The sequence below is a fragment of the Lactobacillus sp. CBA3606 genome, assembly GCF_002970935.1.
In the GTDB taxonomy this organism is placed as follows: domain Bacteria; phylum Bacillota; class Bacilli; order Lactobacillales; family Lactobacillaceae; genus Lactiplantibacillus.
The window spans coordinates 1348260-1372954 of sequence record NZ_CP027194.1; the positions used below are offsets into that span (position 1 = coordinate 1348260).

Annotated in this window: 19 protein-coding genes and 1 pseudogene; 8 read left to right on the forward strand and 12 right to left on the reverse strand. The window is 43.5% G+C overall.

Annotated elements, in window-relative coordinates:
* Nucleotides 1-155 precede the first annotated feature (155 nt).
* From C5Z26_RS06645 to C5Z26_RS06665, 5 genes are all read right to left on the reverse strand, one after another.
* Nucleotides 156-830 (reverse strand): putative quinol monooxygenase, encoded by a 675-nt coding sequence (locus C5Z26_RS06645; protein ID WP_158682816.1) that lies wholly within the window; start codon nucleotides 828-830, stop codon nucleotides 156-158.
* 19 nt (nucleotides 831-849) lie between these two features.
* Nucleotides 850-1434 (reverse strand): DapH/DapD/GlmU-related protein, encoded by a 585-nt coding sequence (locus C5Z26_RS06650; protein ID WP_105449193.1) that lies wholly within the window; start codon nucleotides 1432-1434, stop codon nucleotides 850-852.
* Between the two features lie 24 nt (nucleotides 1435-1458).
* On the reverse strand, nucleotides 1459-2319 hold the full coding sequence (locus tag C5Z26_RS06655) for an alpha/beta hydrolase (protein ID WP_105449194.1): 861 nt from the start codon (nucleotides 2317-2319) through the stop codon (nucleotides 1459-1461).
* A 121-nt stretch (nucleotides 2320-2440) separates the two neighbouring features.
* Complete coding sequence (locus C5Z26_RS06660) at nucleotides 2441-3385, reverse strand: aldo/keto reductase (RefSeq protein ID WP_105449195.1); 945 nt, start codon at nucleotides 3383-3385, stop codon at nucleotides 2441-2443.
* 12 nt (nucleotides 3386-3397) lie between these two features.
* The gene (locus tag C5Z26_RS06665) at nucleotides 3398-3775 is read right to left on the reverse strand and encodes a DUF2255 family protein (RefSeq protein ID WP_234005647.1); all 378 of its coding nucleotides are present in this window, start codon (nucleotides 3773-3775) and stop codon (nucleotides 3398-3400) included.
* 117 nt (nucleotides 3776-3892) lie between these two features.
* On the opposite strand from C5Z26_RS06665, the gene C5Z26_RS06670 reads away from it, so the two are divergent.
* From C5Z26_RS06670 to C5Z26_RS06680, 3 genes are all read left to right on the forward strand, one after another.
* On the forward strand, nucleotides 3893-4783 hold the full coding sequence (locus tag C5Z26_RS06670) for a LysR family transcriptional regulator (protein ID WP_105449197.1): 891 nt from the start codon (nucleotides 3893-3895) through the stop codon (nucleotides 4781-4783).
* A gap of 77 nt (nucleotides 4784-4860) precedes the next feature.
* A complete protein-coding gene (locus C5Z26_RS06675) occupies nucleotides 4861-5415 on the forward strand; it encodes a TetR/AcrR family transcriptional regulator (RefSeq protein WP_105449198.1) in 555 nt (184 codons plus the stop codon).
* 124 nt (nucleotides 5416-5539) lie between these two features.
* Nucleotides 5540-7339, forward strand: a complete 1800-nt coding sequence (locus tag C5Z26_RS06680; RefSeq protein WP_105449199.1) for an oleate hydratase — start codon at nucleotides 5540-5542, stop codon at nucleotides 7337-7339.
* Between the two features lie 221 nt (nucleotides 7340-7560).
* Here the strand turns inward: C5Z26_RS06680 and C5Z26_RS06685 are convergent, their stop codons facing one another.
* Nucleotides 7561-7923 (reverse strand): winged helix-turn-helix transcriptional regulator, encoded by a 363-nt coding sequence (locus C5Z26_RS06685; protein ID WP_105449200.1) that lies wholly within the window; start codon nucleotides 7921-7923, stop codon nucleotides 7561-7563.
* Between the two features lie 128 nt (nucleotides 7924-8051).
* Between C5Z26_RS06685 and C5Z26_RS06690 the strand changes: the two genes are divergently transcribed.
* Both C5Z26_RS06690 and C5Z26_RS06695 read left to right on the forward strand, forming a co-directional pair.
* The gene (locus tag C5Z26_RS06690; RefSeq protein ID WP_105449201.1) at nucleotides 8052-9257 is read left to right on the forward strand and encodes an MFS transporter; all 1206 of its coding nucleotides are present in this window, start codon (nucleotides 8052-8054) and stop codon (nucleotides 9255-9257) included.
* A 198-nt stretch (nucleotides 9258-9455) separates the two neighbouring features.
* Entirely contained in the window at nucleotides 9456-10664 is a 1209-nt protein-coding gene (locus C5Z26_RS06695) for an MFS transporter (RefSeq protein WP_105449202.1), read from the forward strand.
* A 122-nt stretch (nucleotides 10665-10786) separates the two neighbouring features.
* Here the strand turns inward: C5Z26_RS06695 and C5Z26_RS06700 are convergent, their stop codons facing one another.
* From C5Z26_RS06700 to C5Z26_RS06715, 4 genes are all read right to left on the reverse strand, one after another.
* Nucleotides 10787-11206, reverse strand: a complete 420-nt coding sequence (locus C5Z26_RS06700) for a DUF3284 domain-containing protein (protein ID WP_105449203.1) — start codon at nucleotides 11204-11206, stop codon at nucleotides 10787-10789.
* Nucleotides 11196-11384 carry a hypothetical protein gene (locus C5Z26_RS06705; protein ID WP_105449204.1) on the reverse strand — a complete coding sequence of 63 codons (189 nt, stop codon included), beginning with the start codon at nucleotides 11382-11384 and terminating at the stop codon, nucleotides 11196-11198. The genes C5Z26_RS06700 and C5Z26_RS06705 overlap by 11 nt, the downstream gene beginning before the upstream one ends.
* A 7-nt stretch (nucleotides 11385-11391) precedes the next feature.
* On the reverse strand, nucleotides 11392-12756 hold the full coding sequence (locus tag C5Z26_RS06710) for a PTS sugar transporter subunit IIC (protein ID WP_105449205.1): 1365 nt from the start codon (nucleotides 12754-12756) through the stop codon (nucleotides 11392-11394).
* Between the two features lie 71 nt (nucleotides 12757-12827).
* Nucleotides 12828-13538: a GntR family transcriptional regulator gene (locus C5Z26_RS06715; protein WP_105449206.1), complete on the reverse strand. Its 711-nt coding sequence runs from the start codon at nucleotides 13536-13538 to the stop codon at nucleotides 12828-12830.
* Nucleotides 13539-14059: 521 nt separating this feature from the next.
* On the opposite strand from C5Z26_RS06715, the gene C5Z26_RS06720 reads away from it, so the two are divergent.
* The 3 genes from C5Z26_RS06720 (at nucleotide 14060) to C5Z26_RS06730 (ending at nucleotide 22101) form a co-directional block, all read left to right on the forward strand.
* Nucleotides 14060-19834: a bacterial Ig-like domain-containing protein gene (locus C5Z26_RS06720; protein WP_105449207.1), complete on the forward strand. Its 5775-nt coding sequence runs from the start codon at nucleotides 14060-14062 to the stop codon at nucleotides 19832-19834.
* A gap of 229 nt (nucleotides 19835-20063) precedes the next feature.
* Nucleotides 20064-21656 carry an Nramp family divalent metal transporter gene (locus tag C5Z26_RS06725; RefSeq protein WP_105449208.1) on the forward strand — a complete coding sequence of 531 codons (1593 nt, stop codon included), beginning with the start codon at nucleotides 20064-20066 and terminating at the stop codon, nucleotides 21654-21656.
* A gap of 13 nt (nucleotides 21657-21669) precedes the next feature.
* On the forward strand, nucleotides 21670-22101 hold the full coding sequence (locus C5Z26_RS06730; RefSeq protein WP_105449209.1) for a universal stress protein: 432 nt from the start codon (nucleotides 21670-21672) through the stop codon (nucleotides 22099-22101).
* A gap of 88 nt (nucleotides 22102-22189) precedes the next feature.
* On the opposite strand, the gene C5Z26_RS06735 is transcribed toward C5Z26_RS06730, so the two are convergent.
* Nucleotides 22190-22900, reverse strand: a complete 711-nt coding sequence (locus C5Z26_RS06735; protein WP_105449210.1) for a class I SAM-dependent methyltransferase — start codon at nucleotides 22898-22900, stop codon at nucleotides 22190-22192.
* Between the two features lie 197 nt (nucleotides 22901-23097).
* A pseudogene (locus tag C5Z26_RS06740) lies at nucleotides 23098-24552 on the reverse strand (catalase).
* Between the last annotated feature and the right edge of the window lie 143 nt (nucleotides 24553-24695).

Sequence of the window (24695 nt, forward strand, 5' to 3'; positions counted from 1 at the left end):
ATGATGGAATCGGTTTCACTATTTCGAGTTTTAGGTCATTGCCGGTAAAACAAATTTCACTTTTACCTCCTCAATTTGACTAATAACGCCAGCCCGTTTTTAAGTCTAAAAAACGGGTCCGAGTTTGCCCCCGAATCCGTTTTGGATAACCTACGTTACTTGTTTTCAAACTGCCAACCGCCTTGATGAACCAAAACGTCTGGCGTTAAAACTTGCATGGTTTTATTTAGCACTGCCGCCTTAGTGGCTGCGATGTAGTGCTTAAAATGAGCCGTCTGACAATGGTCGTCATACGCTTGCGGACTTTGATAGACCTCAAAGAACACCCACTTAGTCGGTTCAGCGGTAACTCGGGCAGCGTACATAATCAGTACCCCAGCTTCGACCGCCATCGCCTGCTTCATTTCGGCCACAACACTGGCCTTAAAGGTTAACGCTAAGGCTGCCTGAACGTCAACGGTAACTAACCGCACTGACAAAGCATTGTCATTAATGGCTTGATAGGGAGCCGTCGCTTGCAACAACAATTCCGGTGTCAAAGGGGTTGCTTGCTGTTGCGTGACCACTTGTCCGGCCACTTCACGAAAAGCTTTAAACTGCTCTGAAGCTGCATGAATCGTATAACTAGCATCATCGCGGTACACTTCAATGACGACATTATCGGCACCCAATGCATCCGTATGAGCGGTATACATCGCTAAGGTCCCCGCCTCTTGTTGCATTGAAGTCGTTAGATTGTGTTGGCCAACCCGAGCTAAAGCTGGCTGATCTTTCGGTGCAATCGACAATTTAAATAAGCGCATCAATGGCGCTGTGGTTAATGAGTCCATCTTAGTTGACTTCCTTTCATTAGACCAATGGGGCCAACGGTTTGATAACTTTAGCTGGCACACCACCAACAATCGTGTTGTCAGGAACATCTTTAACAACGACGGCGCCAGCACCAACAACAACGTTATTGCCAATATGCACACCGCCAATAATGGTTACGTTGCCACCAATCCAAACGTCACTACCAATCGTAATCGGTTTGGTCATCGTGATGAGATACTTACTACCATCTGCACGTGTGCCAAAACGTTGGCGGGCATCCAATGCATGCCCACCACAATAGAGTTTCGTATCGGGCGCAATGACGACACGATCACCTAATGTAATCCGGTTGGAATCTTGGAACGTACAATTACCATTAATAAAAACATCATCGCCCACTTGCATATGGGCGCCATAAATCGCATTAAAGTGCCCATTGATTACAAAGCGTTCCCCCATCGCACCGAAAAATGACTGCATGGCAGCTTGCCGTTTTTCCATATCCGTAGCCGTATTAATGGTCGCTAATAACCCTTTGCCGCGACTGATTAAGCCTTGGAGTTCTGCATCTCGATAATCATAATCTTGACCAGCTAATAATTTTTCATGTTCTGTCATCATTATTTATCATCCTTTATCGTTAGATTACCTCCATAAAAAGTTAATCAACAAACGATCCACCTGTTGATTAGCATGGAGTTTACTGTGTTGGGCTTTAGGGCCCTTAATCTTTACTTCCTGATACGTTTTCGCGCGGGGTGCGACTAAATACTTTAGTGACTGTGACGATGCGTTGCTCACCGAGCCATCCGAATGCGAGCCATCACCTTGATCGCCATAAATATTGAGCACCTTAATTTGATTTTTAGGATAGGTTTTTCTTAACGCCAATAAGGCTTGATAATCGTGATTCATTTTAAGCGGTTGCCCGCTTGACGTCAGTTGCATCCGATTAGGCTGATCGTCCACCCCTAAAATACCATTGAAGTGACCCGCAATATCGACTTGCTTGCGTAACTTAGGCAAGTGTTGATTTTGCGCATTAGCCAGCAAATAATAAACAATCGCCATGTTCCCCATCGAATGACCAACCATATTAAAACTTTTAATATGGTCGCGACGTTGCAAAGCAACGACAACTGCTCGCGCCCACCGACCATCCGTTTGATAATTGGCATTTCGATTATCCTGATAATCCACTTCCACAATTGGCCGGTGATCATTGGCTTGAAAATGTCCCTTTAAAGTCACCCGGCCGCGTTTAGAGACCGTTGCTCGCACAACGGTCTGGGTCACACCGGCCCGTAAAGCTGCTCGCGCCATGTGTTGCTCAGCCCGATAGCTACTGCCCCAGCCATGAAAAAACAAAGTTGGCACATAAGCCGGTGACTTTAATGTTGCGACTGCTGGCGTAGTTCCCGTCGCCTTCTTTGGTTGTCCACAACCACTTAGTCCAAGCAGACTTAGGGCAACTAATCCCCATAACCCCAATTTATTGAACCCCATTATTCCTAACCCCACATTCCTTTTTGCTAGTCAAGCTTATTATAGCCTAAACACAACGCAAAACGTGGTCCTTAAAGGTTAAGTATCGCCCCTTTAACGCCCACGTCTCACTTTTTAGTTGTTAGGCCATTGGCTTTTCCCACGACCCCTTGGTATTAACTTTAGTTGCCGCCGCCAACGCTTCTAATTGTTCAATCTCAACTGTTGATAATTGAACTTGTAAGGCTTTTTGTTCACTCGCAATATATTTTTGTTTCGTCACTCCGATAATCGGCGTAGTCCCCTTGGCTAAAACATAGGCCGTCGCCACTTCAGCGACGGTTGCTTGTTGACGATCACCGATTGCCTTTAACCCAGCTGTTAATTCAGTTAATTGTGGCAAAACATCATTATACGTTGCGGCCCGAGCACTGCCGGCTGGTAATGGATGGTCAACATCATAGTGCCCTGACAGTGCACCTTGTTCTAAAACCATGTAGGCAAAAAACGTGATGTCATGTTCACGACAATAATCAATAATGCCAGCTTCTTCTGAAGAACGATATAACAAACTATAGTGATTTTGAATGGCAGAAATTTTCAGCCCAGCTGCGCCTAAAATTTCAGCAACCCGTTTAATTTGAGCTAAATTATGGTTAGACACCCCGATACGCTTAATTTGACCACTTTTAACTAGTGGAATTAAAGCAGGTGTCCACTTTTCAACATCGGCAGGATTGTGAATCCAATAAATATCAATATAAGCTGTCTTTAATCGTTCTAGACTACCAGCCAACATGTCAGCGACTTCATGGTCACCATTACCGGCCATTTGTGGCGTGAATTTCGTAGATAATTGATAACTGTCACGAGGATACCCTTGCAACAATTGACCAAGCATCGTTTCGGAAGCCCCAGCGCCATAGGCATAAGCGGTATCCCAGAGATTCAGACCAGTCGCCATGGCTGCGTCCACAACTGGTTGTAAATCGGCCACCGTTAATTGGTCACCGAAGACTTGCCCAGCGGCGGTATCGCCCCAGGCCCAGGTTCCTAATGCAATTGGTGCTTGTTTTGTCGTTGTCATTTAATTAGCTCCTTATTTTAAATCTAAACGGACCGTCGCACTGACGGGTCCAGCTTCTAGCATCGGCGGCAAGTAAGGGCTGCCGGCATATTTTTTCTCATAACTCTGATTGATTGCCATTGTTAGGTGATCATCTTGGGTCACAGGGGTAAACGTCACTTCAAAATCTTCATCAGCAAGGTGAATCCGGCCCGCACGCTGTTGGCGAGCGGCTTGATACCAACGTGACTGTTGCCCATTCCAAGCACGCACATATAACTGATTGGCAACAACAACTGACCAGATCCAAGTCGGGGTCCCATACGTTTTACCATCATCGTAAAATGGTGAAACGTGCATATCATCGGCCGTACAGAACCGATTAAGTTGTGCCGTGGTCCAATTACGCATCAACATCAACCTCCCTTTCAAATCATTGACACTATCATAGATTCTCCGCATAATAATGTAAAATGCTTATTTTTAATGCTTTATCATTCATATTTTGAATAGTTAGGAGTTGCTGGCATGGATACCCGTGTTTTACATTATTTTATTGTTTTAACCCAAGTTGGAAACATCACTAAGGCCGCCACAGCGTTGCACACCACCCAACCCACGCTATCACGTCAACTAAAAGAATTGGAAGTTGAAGTGGGCGCCCCGTTGTTCATCCGGGGCAAGCGCTCAATTACATTGACTGATGCGGGTATTTTATTCGAGCATCGCGCTCAAGCCATTCTCAATGACCTCGCCCAAACCAAACGTGAATTAAAGAATAACTTAACCGGCTTAGCCGGACCCATCCGCATCGGTTGTGTCGAGAGCAAGGTCTCACCGTTTGTCGCTAATTGGCTAGCCACCTTTCAACAACAGCATCCGCATAGTCACTTTTCCTTATTCAGTGCCGACGGTAATACGATTCGTGAACAGATTGATCAAAACCAATTAGACATTGGCGTACTGCTAGAACCGATTGAATCAGCCAAGTACTTTGCTCGCACCATCCCCATTACGGAGACTTGGGGGCTCATCATGGCAAGTAACGCCGCCTTAGCCCAAAAAGATTTCATTATCGGCAGTGACTTACAAGCGTTACGCTTGCTAGGTCCGCGACGAAGCATTCTGAAAAATCAAATTGCCACTTGGCTACGGCTTGATTCTGACACCCTACGTTTCCAAGGTGACCGTAATTTGGAAAACAACGTCTTACCACTATTACTCGACCATCATTACTATGACATTGGAATTGACGGTATTTTGGACTTTTATCAAAATCAGCGCCTCACTTTTGTGCCCTTTAGTCCGCTCAGTCAAACTCGACACACGTTAATTTGGCGTAAGAATCATGCGTTATCACCGACCGTCCAAGCCTTTATCGATTACGTCACGACCCAGATTCAAGAAATGCCGCTTTAAGACCGCTGTCAAGCCTTAATCTTCGAAAAAAAAGTGTATGATAAGGGGTAATGACACACCATCCTGGGGGCCTCAACTTGCATCTCACAACTGAACAACGCTTATCACAGGCACTCGTGGTTGAACTGCAACAAACGCCCGTTGATAAAATCACGATTCAAACCTTAGTGGCTAACTGTGGACTAACCCGTCAGACATTCTACAATCATTTTGCAGACATTTATGAACTCGTCGAATGGACAGCTAAAACCGCTACCGCCAAATCTTTAACGAACGTTGCCGATTATGATAATTGGCAACAAGGCTTTCTCAACGTCATGCTCACGATTCAAGCCAATCAGTACTTGGTCTTAAATACTTACGCCTCAGCCTATCGTGACGTTCTTGAAAAATATATTTATACCGTTTTATATCAGTACATTTTAGTCGTAGTCGAACGCCAAGCAGCCGGCATGCACGTGGCGGCCAAACACAAAGCATTTATCGCCCACTTCTATAGTCTAGCCTTCATTGCCTTAATCTTTGAATGGCTCAAAGATGGCTTAAAAGATGACCCCCACGACATTGTGGAGCAGACGGCCGTCTTGGTCCAAGGCGATTTTAAAAAAGCCCTCCATAAATATGCTGAATAAGCTATACAATTTAGCCGAACTGTCAAAATTTTGACAGTTCGCTTTTTTTGTCAATTGGTTTTCAACGGTGTTGGCCTTATGGTAAGGACAAGTACAAAATCCAACACAAAGCAGGGTGTTTCTAATGAACATTTATCAAACCATGTATCGACCACTCAAACCGGTCGGTATTGACGACCGCCACGCTAAGATTGTCGGTGGTGGGATTGCCGGACTTGCAACCGCCGTTTTTTTAATCGACGATGCGCAAATGCCAGCTCGAAATATCACCATTTATGAAAAGAAACCAGTCATGGGCGGCTCCATGGATGGGACTAAACAAGCCGCCGGTTACCTATGTCGTGCGGAACGTGAACTCGAACCTTATATGGAATGTTTGTGGTATCTATGTAGCAAGATTCCCTCGCTAGAGCATCCTGGTCGGACCGTCTTAGATGATGTGGTCGACTTTAACCGCGATGACCCGATTCACAGTGAAGCCCGCGTCATCATTAATCAAGGTGAGATTGACAGCCATTACCACGACTATAAATTGGCCCCTAAATACGCTGAAGCAATGCGTAAAATCATCAGTTCCACTGAAGCTGAACTTGCTAATAAACGACTCGATGAATTTTTTGATGAGGGCTTTTTCAAGACTAACTTTTGGACTTGTTTCCACAGCCAATTAGCCTTTAAGCACTATCACAGTGCCATCGAATGTCGTCGTTACTGGCAACGATTCACCTTCATCACACGGCATGAATATCTGGAAGGCTTTATTCACACAAAATACAACGAATATGATGCTATTATCTTACCAATTGAACGCTGGCTCATTGATCAAGGTGTCACCTTTACTACCGATTTTGCGGTGACCGACCTCACTTTCGATGACCAGAACAATACCGTTCAATCAATCGTTGCTACCCACCACACCGTGCCAACAACGGTGGCGATACCAGCCCAAGATCTTGTCTTCGTCACGACGGGCTCTATCAGTGAGAACAGTACCTTTGGCGATAACCACACCGTTGCTGAAACCAATCGCGATACGACTGACATGGGGACCTTTACCATTTGGAAAAATTTAGCTAAAAAAGATCCTAAATTCGGCCATCCCGAGAAATTCCTTGGTCAAATTGATAAGACGAAGTGGATTTCCTTCTTCCCAACCGTTAAGGCTTATCCTGAATTCTTCAAACGTATTGAAAAATTATCGGGTAGTCCTGCCGGTACCGGGGGCTTAATGACATTCAAAGATTCTAATTGGGATTTGTCATTTGAAATCCATCACAAGCCATTTTTCCCTTATCAAGCTGACGATGAAGAAGTTGGCTGGGGGTATGGCCTCTATGGTGAAAATATTGGGAACTACATCAAGAAACGGATGTGGGATTGTACTGGTGATGAAATCATGACGGAACTGCTCTACCATTTAGGCCTGTTAGATATTAAAGATGATGTCCTCGCGCATACCTACATGTCCACGGCAATGATGCCTTACTGTACCAGTCAATTCATGCCTCGTGAACTCGGCGATCGGCCCAAAGTTATCCCAACTGGCTGTACTAACTTGGCCTTGCTGGGACAGTTCGTTGAAATTGATGACGACGTAGTCTTCACGGTTGAAACTTCCGTTCGGACAGGGATGGAGGCAGTCTACGGCCTATTAAACTTTGACAAGGCTGTCATTGAAGTGAATCCATCCCGTTACGATATTCGCTACTTATTAGAACGGGTTAAACGCTTCGCTGGCATTCACGGCGACGTTAAGGCCAGCGATTTACCTGCCCTAGATCCTGCGAAGCTGCCTGAACTCCAAGCCGCACTACTCAAATTAGTCAATGACGTCCCACCGTTCTATCAGATGTACCTCGGCCGCGATCAAACAATTCCGACCAAAACAGCCGTCTTACATCCACAAGCGCCACGCAGTAAATAACCCTTAATGCGCTTTTAATTCAATCTAACCCCTAGTAAAAGGACGAGTCCGGAGTATTTTCCGAACTCGCCCTTTTCACTATTAACTGCTTTACTTGCCGAAACGTGCACTCAAGGCCAGCAACCTCAGCTTAGCTACGCCAGTCATCCGCTGCTAACACCGCAGCAAATGACTGGCTAGGCTATGCTCGGTGGCTAAGCGGCTTTGAGTGCACGCTTGTTTTATAAATCATCACGATGCAACAGCGTAATCGCTTCCCCCTCATCACGACGACGATCAATATTATTTTCACCCCAAACACAGAGTTGATTTAAAATTCCTGATAAACTCTGCCCATAATCAGTTAGCCCATAGTCCACACGTGGTGGCACTTCTTGGTAGACATGTCGTTCAACGATTTTAGCCGCTTCTAATTCCCGTAATTGTTGTACTAACATTTTCTGAGAAATTTGCGGAATCGCACGTTCTAGTTCACTCGTGCGCATCGTCTTTTGCCGTAAATGGCACAAAATAATGGACTTCCACTTGCCACCGATAACTTCCATGGTCGCTTCGACCCCAATATGATACGTTTTTGTTGGCATTTATTTAATCCTCCTAATCCATACTTACTTTTTAGTGGGTATAGCACTTTAAAGTAGGTACTTGTCTTTAAGTTACTTGCTAGTATAATCATTATTTATCACATAAGCAATAGCAGGAGGATGAGGAAATGAACAAAAAAGTAAATCCCACATGGACATTACTCGCACTCGCCATTAGCGCGTTTGCAATTGGCTCAACTGAATTTATCAGCGTTGGTTTGATGCCATTATTAGTTAGCAGTTTTCATATTAATTTGGCCCAAGCCGGACTGACCGTTTCCGTCTATGCCCTCGGAATTATGATTGGGGCGCCCGTCATGACCTTATTGACCGGGCAACTAAATCGTCATCGGTTAATGATGATGATTATGGGATTATTTATTATTGGTAACTTGTTAGCGGCCTTAGCGCCGACTTTCAAGGTCCTATTAGCCGGCCGCGTCATTGCCGCTTTAGCGCATGGTATCTTTATGACTGTCGCTTCAGTTATTGCCGCAGATGTGGTTGCGCCCGAAAAACGTGCTTCCGCCATCGCAGTAATGTTCACCGGTCTTACTGTCGCCACAGTTACCGGGGTACCACTGGGAACCATGATCGGTCAATTAGGCGGCTGGCGCTGGTCCTTTATCTTCATTAGTGGTATTGGGGTCTTAGGTTTATTAGCAGATTATTGGTTAATTCCCCGTCATTTACCTTTGCCCACCAAAGCAACTGCTCGTGGCATTCTACGTGTTTTAACAAATCCACAACTTTTACTAGCTTTATTAGTCACTGCGCTAGGGTATGGTGGCACGTTCGTCGCTTACACTTACCTCTCACCATTATTAGAACAATCAATGGGCTGGTCTGCCAGTGCCGTCGTCGTCATTCTGGTTATTTACGGTCTGATGGTCGCCTTAGGCAATACACTAGGTGGGCGCTGGGCCAATACCCGGCCATTGGTCGCCCTCTTTAAGATGTTTGTCGGGCTCTTGATGACCTTAGTCGTCTTGGGCTTCACCGCCCATAGTCATTGGCTTGGCCTACTAACCATACTCGCCATGGGAATTTTTGCCTTTATGAACGTTCCCGGCCTCCAACTGTACATTGTCCAATTGGCAGAAGACCAAACACCGCAAGATATTACAATGGCTTCCGCATTAAATATCTCCGCCTTTAACGTCGGCATTGCGTTGGGTTCCGGAATTGGTGGTCAAGTCACGACGCAATTTGGCTTAGCTTGGACGCCAATCTTTGGCGCTTTGATGGTTGCTATCAGTCTCGTTTTGTTACTGGGCTTAATTTGGTTAGCAAAGCCGGCTAAACAACCGGCCCATGTGGAACACCACCAGTAACAACACCGATTCATCACTGACTAGCCGCAATTTTAATCAATAACCAATACAAAAGCGCGTCTAAAATAATTGATAACAATCCTTGGCGGACTAATCAGTTATTTTAGACGCGCTTTTGTGCTAGCTTTACACAATCAATACCAAAAATTCATCTGCTAATGCGTCATTAACTACTATACTAAGACTAGTAAATCTGAAATGCTGAGGAGTTTAATTGCGGTGCCGATTAATTTTAACAGGAACTTCCGAATTTTGTGGCTTGGCAGCTTAATCACTGACTTAGGCAACGCAATGACTTTGCCCTTTATCGTTCTTTATATCCAAACTCTGGGTAACTACAGCTCAAGACAGCTCAACTTTTTAGGCGCCGCCGCCTTTGCGGTAACCTATGCAAGTAAAGCACTGGTCGCCCCTTGGTGGGGCCGCTTGGCAGATCAAAAAGGACGCAAGCTGATGTGTCTACGAGCTTCCGGTGCCATGACCCTAACAATTATTGGCGTAGGCTTAGCGCCCAATGTAACCATTTTATTAGGCTTAAGGACCTTACAAGGGGTGTTTTCAGGTTATATCAACAATGCCAATGCATTAATTTCATTAACCACGCCCGTCGCCCATCGTGGACACCAGCTCAGTAAACTAATCACAGGCAGTATTACTGGCAGTTTATTAGGCCCCTTAATTGGCGGCGGTCTCGCTAGTAGTGTGGGTTATCGCGGTGCTTTTTTCATCACTGGGAGCCTGATGGCCCTGGTCTTTGGCTTAACTTGGTGGGGGGTTCAAGAAACGGTGACCCCGCTTGACCGCCAATCTTTACCACCATTAAAACCAGTCTTACATCAAGTTGGTCGCCCCTTCTTTATCGCCCTATTCACTTCACTGCTCATCATTCAAGCAACCACCAATGCCATAACGCCCCTTTTAAGTCTTTTAGTGGGCCAATTGACCCCTGACGCTCACCAAATCATTTTAATCACTGGTTTAGTCGCCGCCGCCCCTGGTTTAGCTACCATATTAATGGCCAGTCGGATTGGTCGTCTGATTGATCATTTAGGTGCATCGCGGTGTTTAATGTGCTTTTTGGGACTCGCCATTATCGACTTAGGCCTGAGTAGTTTAGTCACCCAAATCTGGCAACTTATCAGCTTGCGGTTCATCTTGGGTATCGCTGACGCCGCCTTACTACCCGCAATTCAAGTACTGACCGTTGACCGTATTCCACGCACTGTTTTCGGTCGCGTCTTTAGCTTTAATCAATCTGCACAAGCTTTAGGTAACGTGGTTGGCCCCGGTCTGGCAGCTGTCGTCGCGACTTACTGGGGTTATCAACCCATCTTTTTGTTGACCGCCTTATTAGAATTAATTGCTTTAATCCTGTGGTTACGCTACTTTTATTGGCACACAGCTTAATCGGCCTAAAACAACTTGGACAAAAAATAATCACTACGCGAATTTTATAAATTCTTGCAGTGATTATTTGACATCAAGGACGCCACAACGGGCACCCCAAAATCAGGTTAGCTCACACTCTTTTATTGATAATACGTTGCTGCCATTTGACTCATCATTTTCTTAAAGCGCCGTTTACGGAACCAACCCATTAGCATGACACCAATCCGATTATTGGCCTGCGTCTTCTTGTCTTTCCCGAAGAAAGTTTCCGCATAGTCCAAAACCGTTTCGTTCGTCGCCGTCGTGGTGAACTGGTAATCAACCCCGTAATGATCGCTTGACGTCTCCAACTCATAGCCATAATGGACACCTGGTTCAGCATGCGTAATGGTGAGATGACCTTGCATCCCATTCGCCCATTTCTTAGCATACCGATAACCTTGTAGGCTTTGTTTAGGCGCCGGTCGACCGGTTTGTTGATAAATATCAGCTTGGGCAGAACCAATTAATTGTTGATAAATATAATCAACTGGTGCTTGCAACGTTAATTTAATTTGCATGTCGTTGGCTCCTTTCAAGCCGACCAACGTGGCGATAAACCATGAACAACGCGCCACAGCCGACTAACCCTAGTCCTAATGTTACCCATTGGCCGATACTGCCAGCCATCGGACTGAGTACCACTGCCAATAAGCATAGATTCATTCCAATGAGTAAACCTTGCTTTAAGCTTTTCATGAGTTAATTAATCTCCAATCGTCGTTGGTTGAATGCGATTAGCCGCCTTAACAAATGGAATGTAAATTGCAAACGCAATTAATGCGTTCATCACTTGTAAGACTACTGAACGCCAGTCCATGGTGGCAACTAAAGCATTCATAATCGGTGGCATGGACCAAACAATATTATTAGTGATTGGTGCGACCCAGCCAGCGGTAATTGCGGCATACGCGATGGATACGGTGACAACTGGGGCTAAGATAAATGGAATGAAGTAGATTGGGTCTAACACAATCGGTAACCCAAACATGACGGGTTCATTAATGTTGAATAATCCCGGTCCAATCGCCAATTTAGCCACAGAACGTTGGTCATCACGTTTACTAAAGATCAAAATTGCAACTAATAATAGTAAGGTCGAACCGGCCCCACCAATCCAAGCATATAAGTCAAAACAATTCCGAGTCCAAAGATATGGTAACGTTTTGTGGGCTTGGAAAGCGTTAACATTTGCCAATTGCGCCGTCAACCAAATACCATCTAAAATTGGTGCCAACACGTTGGAACCATGAATCCCAAAGAACCAGAAAACTTGAACTAATAACGTCATCAATAAAACGGCGCCATAACCTTGGCTCATGTTCAATAATGGTTCTTGAATGACTTTGGCAATCCATTCGATAACCGTGGTTTGACCAAAATTGCTGAATAACCAGTTGATAATCCCAACAACGTAGAAAGCGGCGGCTGCAGGAATAATCCCAGTAAAGGCATTTGCAACTGCGGGTGGCACTGAATCTGGCATCTTAATTGTGATGTGCTTTTTCATTAAATAGATGTAACAAGTGCTAGCGATGGCCCCTAAAATCATCACGGTAAAGAAACCATACGAACCAAAGTAAGTATTGAAGTTAAAGTAACCCCAAGCAGTCACCTGTTTGCCAGAAACTGCCATCCCAGAGTCCGTTAAAATCTTCGTTGCGCCAGCGCTTAAGCTCTTCGTCAACGTCCCAGTAAAGTTTTGTGGCAAACTCATAATAAAAGTCCCTAACGTCACAATCCCACCGGTAATTGGTTCAACTTTATATTGAACCGCTAATTGATACCCGAAAGTGAAAGCAAAGATTAGACCCAAAATTGCTAATGTCCCAGTCCAAACCATTGCGTTGATACCAATTAACCATTGCATTGCGTTAACAAAACCCATCCAACCAAATTTAGTTGGAATGTCGCGTACTAAAGCGTTCAAAACAGTGGCGATTGACCCGGCCATCATAGCCGGCATAATTGCAATAAATGCGTCACGTAAAGCAACTAACCAGCGCACTGCACTGATTTTTGCTGCGATTGGTACTAAGTGTTTATTTAGCCATTCGATAAATGCGTTCATAATACACCCTCCAAAGGTTATGAATTAATAGCGGTCAGTTGTTTCAGTATCCCCCCTGATACAACCCCGACTTAGTCTTGCAGATCGATATTTTCTGTATGATAGTACAACTCTAAATCTTGATAAACGAAGAATGTGCTCGAAAAGTTGAATACCGTGCCATCCGTTAAGTAATTAATCCCATCCAAGCGCATCGTTTTATCGCCAACTGGTTGTTCGAGCAATGCGGCCCGTTCCGCATCCAAGCGGACTTGATGAACATAATTTTCGGTCGTACTCCCAGTGATACCATAAGCTTCCCGTAAAAAGCCAAAGATTGAATGTTGGACACTATCAGCCGACATGAACGGGACCACCGTTCTCGGAAAATACGATTCTTCTAAATCATAAAGTTCGTCTTTTAGATATCGTAACCGAATAACCCGATACAATTCGGTCCCAACCGTGATATTGCCTTGTTGGGCCAAACGCTGATCAGCTTCAACTTTATCAAAAGTCACGACTTTAGATGTTAGCGGCCCACCGGCTACCATTGATGATTGATCAAAACCAATTGATAAGTTCAAGACTGTCGTTGAATTTTCAGGTGGTTTAATAATGAAATTACCACTTCCCTGCACTCGTCGTAATAAGCCATGGCGAAACACCACATCAATCGCTTTACGAATGGTATTGCGACTAACATTGAAGCGGGCCATTAAATCCTTTTCCGTGGGCAACTTGGTTGCGTACTCGTCGCTCATAATCGACTTGATAATATCCTGCGCAATTGCTCGATACATAGACCGACCTCCTTTCTTTTAATTAGTAGGCGCCTATATAACTTGTGCCTACAAATAGCATATCACATTCCCGTTGGAAGCGCTTCATTATGCTAAACTTTATACCAAAGAATTTTTAGCCACGCTGATAGCAGAACTAGCAAGCGGTCCAAACATATCGACCAGTCAATTTAAGCAATAAAAATTGAAATAATTACTCATAAATTAATTAGTAATCCACCTAATTCAATTAGTTAACCTAGTTCACTTAATTTGCAATTTGTCCTATCTAATTTAAAGAACCTTGCAACCAATCGCTTCTAATCACAATCATGATTAACAAACCCAATTTATTTAAAAATAATCCCCAAGGCCTTGTTTTTTTGTTACACTATTACTATTAAATGCATAAACTATTTTCGTATTAATCCATTATTATTTTTTTAAATCAGTCTGTCTCAAGCAAAAACTTCGCCCATCAGTTTGAACGATACAATTAACACACTTAATGATCTATTTTGAAAACAAAGGAGAATTTTGGGATGCCTAAACCTGCAGATCAGAAAATTCATTACAAGATGTATAAGAAAGGGCGTTTCTGGATTATTGCCGGCATCGCCGCTCTATCCTGGCAGGCTGAAACTTTGGCCGTCCAAGCAGATGCAACTAACACGACCAGCGAAGACAGTACTGGCATCACCAATACCGCTAACGATACTAATGCTAAGACCGCCGTTCTTGCAAGTAGTACTAGCGCTGCCGCAACTAGCTCGGACGCCGCTACCAGTACAACTGCTAATTCAACAACTGATTCTCAAGCCATTACTCAGACCAAAACTACTTCAACCGCAGCTGCTGTCACAAGCACTGCTACTTCTGAAAACACGAGCACATCAACCAACGCCGCTAGTGCGGATTCAGCAACAGTCACTAGTGCAGAAAGTACTGCTAGTGTGGCAACATCCGCGGTCACTAGTGCCGATTCGTCAATAACGACTAGTGCAGAAAACACCACTAGTACCGCTGCTTCTGAGGCGACTAGTGCCAATTCAGCGATCGATGCCAGTTCGGATAGTACGGTTACTGAAACTGTTGATTCTTCAGCCAATACAACAACAGCAACGGCTGATAGTACTGTCACTGCTGACAGTGCAGATTCATCCGTTAGTGCCAATACTGCAACCTCCGCAGCTACTGACATGGCAACTAGTGACAGCGCTACAAAAACAACCTTACCCACTCAAGCAAAAGCCTTAAAAAGCAGTGCCACAACTAAAGCAACTACGATTGATTACTCAGGAACTTTTAACGCCGGTGCTAGTTGGACCCTTGATTCCGATGGCGTTTTAACGATTAATGAAGGTGGCATGGATGCGTCAACCAGTACCAGCAGCAGTTTATGGGCCCAATATTTTGATGTCACGTTAGTCAAGAAAGTCATCATTAATGGGACCGTTAAAGCCAATTCACAATCAGTATCGCTATTTTCAGGTATGACAAACTTAACTACTTTTGAAAATGGGTCCAATTTTGACGTTAGTAATGTCACTAGTATGAGCCGCATGTTTTTCAAAGACAGCGCCTTAGTATCAATTGATGTTTCCAATTGGGATACGAGCAACGTCACTGACATGTCTGATCTTTTCCAAGATAACTCAAGCTTAACCAGTTTAGATGTTTCCAATTGGAACACTAGTAAAGTAACGTCCATGAACTACTTATTCCGCAACGTCAGCTCTGTAACCACCCTAGATGTTTCGAAATGGAATACTGACAGTACTATTACAATGCTTGCTGTATTCTATGGCACAACTAACCTGACAAATCTAGATCTTTCCGGTTGGAATACCAGTCAAGTTAATAACATATCTTATATGTTCTACCAAAGTGGTGTGACCAATATTACAGGTATCGGTCAATGGGATACTGCCAATGTCACTACTATGGCTAATATGTTTTCTAGTGCAATCAATTTAACTACTGTTGATGTTTCAAAGTGGAACACATCAAAAGTCACTGATATGTCTTATATGTTTAAAAACACTACTGATTTAACCGCTCTAAATGTTTCAAATTGGGATGTTAACAATGTGACTACTATGTTCCATATGTTTGATACTGCAACTAGTTTAACTACTCTCGATGTTTCAAAGTGGAACACATCAAAGGTTACTGACATGTCTTATATGTTTTACCTGACGAGCAGTCTTACCAGTTTAGACCTTTCACAGTGGAATACTAGTAATGTCACCACCATGTCCTATACATTCTATCGTAGCGGTGTAACCGATATTGTTGGAATTTCAAATTGGGATACTAGTAATGTTACTGACATGTCCTATATGTTTGGCAGAATGACAAAAATCATATCCTTATCGATAGGCAATTGGAATACTAGTAGTGTAACTAACATGAGCAACATGTTTTTTCAGAACACCTCTCTAACATCACTCAACCTTGCTAACTGGGATACTAGCAATGTAACTAATATGTCTGGTATGTTTAGCAATGCTACTCGGCTACAATCACTTAACATTTCAAACTTTACAATATCTGATACGACCAACATTGTCGATATGTTGGCCAAAACTACTAAGCTTAATAAATTAGTTTTAGGTGCCAACGTCAAATTAACCAATAGTACCGGTAGCGTTAACTTACAACCTGTCACGACCACCAAGCCCTACACTGGTAACTGGATCAAAGATGGTGACTATACAACTTATCAGTCATCTGATGATTTGATGAAAAATTACGATGGCAGTGCTCCTGGCACTTATACTTGGCAAATTAGCTACGTTGACATAACCCTAACTAGTGACACCGAAACTATCATCGCTGGTGATAACTGGTCGGCAGAAACCAATTTTGCTTCTGCCACTAACGTTGACGGTTCAACCGTTAATTTCAAAGACATCACTGTCACTTATCAAAAAGATGGGCAACCTGTTGAGGGCATTACCACCGCCGGCGCCTATGTAGTCACCTATAGTTTTAATGACTCACTCGGCAATCCCCAATCTAAAACCATTACGGTAACCGTTGCTGAAAATAAAGTCAGCATTGTTGCAAAGCCAGATTCTTCCATCGTTGCTGGATCAACTTGGAATTCAGCTGATAACTTTGCATCAGCAGCTGATACTGATGGTACGGTTTTAACTGTTGCGGATATGAAGATTACCTATACCAAAGATGGTCAACCGGTTGATCAACTCGATACCAAATCAGCTGGCACTTACGTAGTTACCTATAGTTTTATTGACCAACAAGGCAATTACCAAAGTGCTGCCAGCACGATTATTGTCACTAATGATGCTGGATTAACTTTAAAGAATCCGACTGAAATTATCATTGCCGGCGATAAGTGGTCCGCAGAAACGAACTTTGATTCGGCCACTAATGTCGACGGTTCTAACGTTGATTTCTCTAAAGTCACTGTCACTTATAAAAAAGATGGCCAAACTGTTAGCGGAATTACCACCGCCGGTTCCTATGAAGTCACTTACAGCTTTTCTGACTCACTTGGCAAGACACAAGAGATAACCAGTACTGTGACTGTCAACGAAAATAAAGTTAGCATTGTTGCGAAACCAGATTCTTCCATTGTTGCTGGATCAACTTGGAATTCGGCTGATAACCTTGTATCAGCAACTGATACTGATGGTACGGTTTTAACTGTTGCAGATATGAAGATTACCTATACCAAAGATGGCAAAGATGTTCCCAGCATTAATCCTAAGGAAGCTGGCAGCTATACCATCACTTACAGTTTCACCGATAAACAAGGGAACCTACAAAGTGCAACCAGTACGCTAACCATCACTAACGATGCTTCCATCAGTGTTAAAAATCCGACTGAAACCATCATTGCGGGTGATAACTGGTCGGCTGAAACTAACTTTGATTCGGCTACTAATGTCGACGGTTCTAACGTTAATTTTTCTGACGTCACCGTCACTTATACTAAAAATGGGCAACCGGTTAGCGGAATTACCACTGCCGGCACCTATGAAGTCACCTATAGTTTTACTGATTCACTTGGGAATAATCAATCTACAACCAGCATGGTGACTGTTGCTGAAAATCAGGTTAACATTACTGTAAAGCCAGATGATTCGATTGTCGCTGGCTCAACTTGGAAGCCAGCTGATAACTTTGCATCGGCGACTGATACTGATGGTTCAGTGTTAACTGTTTCAGACATGGAAATGACCTATACCAAAAATGGAAAAACTGTTGATAGCATTAATCCCAACGAAGCTGGCGTTTATACCATCACTTACAGTTTTACTGATAAACAAGGTCGCTTACAAAGTGCTACCAGTACACTCACCATCACTAACGAGGCAGGATTAATCTTAAAGCAGCCAACTGAAAGCATCATTGCTGGCGATAACTGGTCGGCGGAAACTAACTTCGCTTCGGCCGCTAACGTTGATGGATCAAGCGTTAATTTCAAAGACATCACTGTCGCTTATCAAAAAGATGGGCAAGCTGTTAGTGGCATTACCACTGCCGGCACCTATACCGTCACTTATAGCTTTACTGACTCACTTGGCAATCGCCAATCTACAACCAGTACAGTAATTGTCGCTAAAAACCAAGTCAGCATTACTGCTAAACCAGATTCTTCAATTGTTGCCGGAACTGACTGGTCTAAAGCAAATAGCTTTGACACTGCTCATGACGTTGATGGTTCAGTGGTAGCTTTAAAAGATTTGACCGTCACTTATACAAAAAATGGGCAACCAGTCGCTCAACTTGATACCAAATCAGCTGGCACTTACGTCGTGACCTATAGTTTCATTGACCAACAAGGCAATCGCCAAAGTGCGTCCAGTACCGTGATTGTTACCAATGCCGCTGACCTACAACTGGTTACCGATACCGAAACCATGGTTGCCGGTGATACTTGGTTAGCTGAAAATAATTTCAACACGGCAACTAATGTCGATGGTAGCGCCGTTGATTTTGCCAACGTGACGGTCACCTATACTAAAAACGGGCAACCTGTTAACGGCATTACTACCGCTGGCACTTACCAGGTCACTTATAGTTTTGTTGATACCCTTGGTCATCGCCAAACCAAGACCAGTACCCTCATCGTGACGCGAAACCAGGTCAATATCGTTGCGAAACCTGGAACTACCATCGTCGCTGGGTCAACTTGGTCCGCTCAAGATAACTTTGGCTTTGCCACCGATGTTGACGGCACCGATATCACCTTAAAGGACCTGACAGTGACCTACATGAAAGATGGGCACTCAGTCACTCAGTTAGACCCTAATGTCGCTGGCACCTATGTGATTACCTACAGTTTCACGGATCAACGGGGTCAGTTACAACAGGCTAAGAGTACTGTCATTATCACAAATGACGCTAGTTTACAACTGACTAATAAGACCGAGACCATCATTGCTGGCGATAACTGGTCTGCCAAAAATAACTTTAAATCCGCCACTAATATTGACGGTTCAACTGTGGCTTTTGCCAACATAACCGTGACTTATCTGCGCAACGGGCAAAGCGTCGCTGGAATTACTACTGTCGGCACCTATCAAGTCACCTACAGCTTTATTGATACACTCGGTAACCGGCAAACCCAGACCAGTACCGTCACGGTTGTAAACAGTCAAAGCCAACTTAAGGTTAAACCAACGACTGACTTAACCACCGGCGAAACTTGGCACCCGGTCGACAATCTGATTACGGCTAAGAATACGGATGGCACTAACGTTGCGTTCCGACAATTAACTGTCACCATCAAGAATCAGGCGACTAATCAGTTGGTCACTGCCATTGATACTTCGAAAGCCGGCAGTTATCTGGTCACCTATTACTTCATCGATCAACAAGGCCTGCGCCAAACTGCGCAAAGTATCATTACCGTTCTGGCTGAAGACGATCAAGCCGATCTCATTGTAACCCCTGATACCGATAACTCGGTCGACGATTCTTGGCATGCTGAAGATGACTTTGTCAGCGGAACTGACTCGGATGGCACCGACGTTAGTTATGATAAAGTCAAGGTATCTGTCACAAAAAACGGCCAACCAGTGACTCAAGTAAACCGGCACTCGGCTGGCACTTATCAGGTCACTTACCAGTTCATGACTAAAAACGGTCACTTACAATCAGCTACCCGCACAATTACGATTAACGCCAAATCTGGTCACGGGTCACAAAACACCGAATCAACTTTGCCACAAACGGATGAAGCAACCTCGGCATCAACTGTGACCTTGGGAGCCATCTTATTAGCCCTAACTGGCCTAATTACTGGCTTTGGCAGAATCAAGCACAAACGGCAAGATTAATTCTAACTAGTGAAGCTTTCTGAATTAGATTTTTAATTCAGGAAGCTTTTTTATTTAGTTATGCCAAACTTTTTTCAATCAACCTCTCCCTTACTCGCTACCGGATTTAATGGTGCTTTAGAACTCGACAAATATTACGGTATGCCTAAAAAACATTTCTATTTCAATTTATTTATTGTATAATTGCAACTGGTCATATTTATTGTCACTAGAAAGGTGGAGTTTTTAAGTGAGTGAAGAAAATAAGGGGAATGGCCAAAAGCATAAGCTAATTGAATATGCGAATGGCCCATCGCTCGAAGAAATTAACGGCACCATCGAAGTACCGAAAAACCTAGGATTTTGGAAAATGTTATTCGCATATTCCGGTCCTGGTGCACTAGTTGCGGTTGGTTACATGGATCCAGGGAACTGGTCAACTTCAATTACTGGTGGTCAAAATTTCCAATACTTATTAATGTCTGTCATCTTGATGTCAAGTTTGATTGCGATGTTATTGCAATACATGGCCGCTAAACTTGGTATCGTGAGTCAGATGGATTTGGCCCAAGCGATTCGGGCCCGCACCAGTAAATCATTGGGAATTGTCCTGTGGTTATTAACCGAATTAGCCATTATGGCCACTGATATCGCTGAAGTTATCGGAGCTGCGATTGCCTTATATTTGTTATTTCATATTCCATTAATTATTGCGGTCTTTATTACCGTCTTTGATGTTTTATTATTGCTATTATTAACGAAAATTGGTTTCCGTAAAATTGAAGCCATCGTGGTTTGCTTGATTTTAGTTATCCTATTGGTATTTGCTTATCAAGTTGCACTTTCAAATCCTGATTGGGGTGGTGTCCTGAAAGGCTTAATCCCAACTACCGATACATTTTCAACTAGCCATGCTGTTGGTGGTATGACCCCACTATCCGGAGCTTTAGGGATTATCGGGGCCACCGTCATGCCACATAATTTATATTTGCATTCTGCCATTTCACAAACTCGAAAAGTCGACCATAAAAATGAAAATGCCGTGGCACAAACGATCCGGTTTACCACTTGGGATTCCAACATTCAATTATCATTTGCATTTGTCGTTAACTCATTGTTACTCATCATGGGTGTCGCCGTTTTCAAGACTGGCGCCGTTAAAGATCCCTCATTCTTTGGGCTCTTTGATGCGTTATCCAACACGTCGATGCTAAGCAATCCGGTTTTAATCGGCGTTGCCAAATCCGGCGTTTTGTCCGTACTATTCGCGGTTGCCCTGTTAGCTTCCGGCCAAAATGCAACTATTACAGGAACCTTAACTGGGCAAGTTATCATGGAAGGCTTCGTCCACATGCGGATGCCACTCTGGTTGCGGCGTTTAGTCACCCGGTTAATCTCAGTAATTCCCGTTATCATCTGTGTTTTAATGACGAGCGGCAAGAGTGCCATAGCCGAACATACGGCTCTGAATACCCTTATGAATAATTCGCAGGTCTTCTTGGCCTTTGCGCTCCCATTCTCGATGCTCCCGTTATTAATGTTAACGGACAGTCGTTCTGAAATGGGCGATCGGTTTAAAAATGCCATTTGGGTCAAACTATTCGGCTGGTTATCCGTTATTGGCCTAACCTTCTTAAACTTAATCGGTTTACCAGATGCCATTTTAGCTTTCTTCGGTGACAACCCTTCGGCTGGCGCTCAAGATATTGCAACGACAATTTCTTACATTTTAATTGCCGCCATTCTAGCTTTACTAGTCTGGGCAACCTACGACTTACATCGGGGTAATAAAGCCTATGCCAATAAGTTAGCTCTAGCGACCGGTACTAAAACTAAAAACTAAGTGGGTGAATAATATGGAAACTAAATTTAAACGAATTTTGGTCGGTGTTGATGATTCTGCTGATGCCATGCTTGCTTTTGACTATGCGATTCAACGTGCAAAAGAAACCACTGCTGAATTAGTCATTGTTTCAATTCTTGAAAATAACGATATGAACGTTTACGAAGCTTTAAACAAGGATTTCGTTCACGGTGAACGTTCAGCCTTAGAACAACACTTGCTAAAATACAAACAACAAGCTCAAGCGGCCGGGGTTAAAACGGTCAGCACCTTAATCGCTGAAGGCGAACCTGGTGAAACGATTGTTAAGAAGGTCATTCCGCAAGTCAAACCTGATATTTTAATTATCGGTTCCGAAGCTAAGAAAGGCCTTGCTCGTCATTTTGGTAGCCAAGCCGCTTACATGGCAAAGTATTCACCAATTTCAGTATTAGTTATTCGATAAGCTAATACATCTGTGGATAACTCAGCTCAATCAAAAAAACAGCCTTGTGGATAACTAACTTATCCACAAGGTTGTTTTTTTGATTTGATTATTTCGCTTTAATACCACGCACCAGGTAGCTCATCTTAAACGGACCTGCCCACCAGCCGTTGATACCTAGTAGCTTAGATTCAGCAATCTGAACATTTTCACTTCGAAAAACATCCCGATACTGAGTTGCCCGATAATCAGTATCCACAATTAGCAATTGACCACCCGGCTTTAAGACCCGAATTGCTTCATGCACAGCCTGTTCGCGTTGTTGATTGTTTTTAATTTGATGCAAGGCAAAACCACTTACAATCACATCGAACTGGTTAGTTTCAAATGGTAATGTCGTTAATTTCCCAATCACTAAAGTGGCCCGATCCGCGACCCCTAACTCATCAAGATTTTTTTGCGTTGCCGCTGGCGTACCCCGATGCCACGAATCAATCCCGGTTACGTGGCTCGCACTCGTTAATTGCTTAGCGATTCGAGCTAATAACCCCCCCTGACCACAGCCCAAATCTAAAACTTGTCCTGCAGAATCCAAGGGTATTTGCTGAACTAACTGGTCATAAATCACATATTTCCCCCGGATTGCGGTGTACAAGAAGCAGCTATTCTCTACTAATATCAATAACCCTATAAAAATATCAATTGCGACATTAACAGTTCCCCAATTAAAATAATCATAAATACCTAAAAAAATTATTGCGAAAAAAGACATCACTGGTAACCATGGTGTCTCAATCCCATAACGTCTAACATCCCTCATATTGCCCCCCCTAATTATGAATCCTAATCAAAATTATCATATCATAATTAGATTAGCACATTCAATGGGGGCTTACGCCTAACATTTGGGCCAACAAAAAGGCGTCATCTATTAAAAGACGACGCCTGAAAAATCGAGTTAATTGAACCCATTATTATGAGTACAACTTTTAATGACAAGTTCTTAAAACCGAACGCTTAAAATGGATAAGCTTTAATTTCATCAACGTCAATTTCCAATCCTTTAGCAACTAATTCGCCATAGGTATGGTCAGCTTCATAAAATTGGGCTGCTTCCAAAACCTTGACCTGCCGATCCTTAACTTGGCCCAGGCTTGTCACAATCGTCTCAACCAACCGGACTTGTTCATCTTTAGCCATTAACCGGAAGAGCTTGCCAGCTGGGAGACCATAGTCAGTATTGTAAGCATAATGTCCGGCTTCACCACTGACTGCATACGGTTTAATCCGACCCGCTGGATCCTCTACCGGACCATCTTTACTATTTGGTTCATAGTTGACCGCATCACCATCAGTTGCCGTTTGCATAAACCCATCGCGTTCATAATTGGCAGGCTGATGCTTGGGCCGATTGACGGGAAGTTGTTCATAGTTTGCACCTAAACGATACCGCGCAGCGTCTTTGTAGGCAAAGAGGCGTCCTTGTAAGAGTTTATCAAGTGAAGGTCCAATCCCAGGCACCAGGTTAGCTGGTGAAAAGGCCGCTTCTTCAACACCTTCAAAGTAATTCTCAGGATTGGCATTTAAGGTATAGGTTCCAATTTTAACGAGTGGATAATCCTTTTTAGAGACCACTTGGGTCACATCAAAAATATCATATTTATAATTAAGCCCGGCTTCATACGGCAAGATCTGAACACAGACATCCCAACTTGGATAATTTTTTTGTTCAATTGCATTAAACAAATCGGCCTGCAGAAAATCAGGATTTTCACCAGCCACTTTAGTCGCTACTTCATTACTCAAATTCTTAATACCTTGCTTGGTAATAAAGTGGTATTTAATCCAGTATGCTTCACCTTGATCATTCACCCATTTATAAGTATGCGAACCATAGCCGTTCATTTCCCGATAAGAGGCTGGAATCCCACGGTCCCCCATTAAAATCGTAACTTGGTGCACGGATTCTGGCGAGTGGGCCCAAAAGTCCCATTGCATCTCTTGTGACCGTTCATGAGTCTTAGGGTCACGTTTTTGAGAATGAATAAAATCCGGAAATTTCAACGGATCATTAATGAAAAAGACTGGCGTATTGTTGCCGACAATATCATAATTGCCTTCATCCGTATAGAATCGTAACGCATAGCCACGCACATCACGCACCGTATCGGCGGACCCACTTTCTCCCGCTACTTGGGAAAACCGCGCTAACATTGGCACTTTTTTTCCAACTTCTGTAAAAATTTTAGCCTTGGTATAGGCGCGCATATCTTTGGTTAATTAAAAGTAACCTTTGGCACCCGCACCTTTAGCATGCACAACCCGTTCTGGAATTCGTTCACGGTCAAAATGAGCTAACTTTTCTAATAAATTATAGTCTTGAATTAAGACTGGTCCCCGAGCACCGGCAGTTAAGGAATGCTCATTATCACTCCACGCTTGGCCAGCTGCGTTTGTTAATTTCTGATCCAAAATAATTTCCCCCTAAAATTAATGGTTAACACAGATATAAATATACAAAACTACTCACAACAACGCTGGTTTAGTGACTTATAACGTTTGTAATTATATTGAACAAAATCAATAATACGGCTGGTTGAGCTCATTTCATCACT

Excerpts from the sequence above, each read along its gene's own strand:
- C5Z26_RS06720 (WP_105449207.1), top strand. The coding sequence starts at position 14,060 with ATGCCTAAACCTGCAGATCAGAAAATTCATTACAAGATGTATAAGAAA.
- C5Z26_RS06690 (WP_105449201.1), top strand. The coding sequence starts at position 8,052 with ATGAACAAAAAAGTAAATCCCACATGGACATTACTCGCACTCGCCATT.
- C5Z26_RS06680 (WP_105449199.1), top strand. The coding sequence starts at position 5,540 with ATGAACATTTATCAAACCATGTATCGACCACTCAAACCGGTCGGTATT.
- C5Z26_RS06735 (WP_105449210.1), bottom strand. The coding sequence starts at position 22,900 with ATGAGGGATGTTAGACGTTATGGGATTGAGACACCATGGTTACCAGTG.
- C5Z26_RS06705 (WP_105449204.1), bottom strand. The coding sequence starts at position 11,384 with ATGAAAAGCTTAAAGCAAGGTTTACTCATTGGAATGAATCTATGCTTA.
- C5Z26_RS06710 (WP_105449205.1), bottom strand. The coding sequence starts at position 12,756 with ATGAACGCATTTATCGAATGGCTAAATAAACACTTAGTACCAATCGCA.
- C5Z26_RS06715 (WP_105449206.1), bottom strand. The coding sequence starts at position 13,538 with ATGTATCGAGCAATTGCGCAGGATATTATCAAGTCGATTATGAGCGAC.
- C5Z26_RS06730 (WP_105449209.1), top strand. The coding sequence starts at position 21,670 with ATGGAAACTAAATTTAAACGAATTTTGGTCGGTGTTGATGATTCTGCT.
- C5Z26_RS06645 (WP_158682816.1), bottom strand. The coding sequence starts at position 830 with ATGGACTCATTAACCACAGCGCCATTGATGCGCTTATTTAAATTGTCG.
- C5Z26_RS06670 (WP_105449197.1), top strand. The coding sequence starts at position 3,893 with ATGGATACCCGTGTTTTACATTATTTTATTGTTTTAACCCAAGTTGGA.
- C5Z26_RS06655 (WP_105449194.1), bottom strand. The coding sequence starts at position 2,319 with ATGGGGTTCAATAAATTGGGGTTATGGGGATTAGTTGCCCTAAGTCTG.
- C5Z26_RS06685 (WP_105449200.1), bottom strand. The coding sequence starts at position 7,923 with ATGCCAACAAAAACGTATCATATTGGGGTCGAAGCGACCATGGAAGTT.
- C5Z26_RS06665 (WP_234005647.1), bottom strand. The coding sequence starts at position 3,775 with ATGCGTAATTGGACCACGGCACAACTTAATCGGTTCTGTACGGCCGAT.
- C5Z26_RS06700 (WP_105449203.1), bottom strand. The coding sequence starts at position 11,206 with ATGCAAATTAAATTAACGTTGCAAGCACCAGTTGATTATATTTATCAA.
- C5Z26_RS06650 (WP_105449193.1), bottom strand. The coding sequence starts at position 1,434 with ATGATGACAGAACATGAAAAATTATTAGCTGGTCAAGATTATGATTAT.
- C5Z26_RS06695 (WP_105449202.1), top strand. The coding sequence starts at position 9,456 with ATGCTGAGGAGTTTAATTGCGGTGCCGATTAATTTTAACAGGAACTTC.
- C5Z26_RS06660 (WP_105449195.1), bottom strand. The coding sequence starts at position 3,385 with ATGACAACGACAAAACAAGCACCAATTGCATTAGGAACCTGGGCCTGG.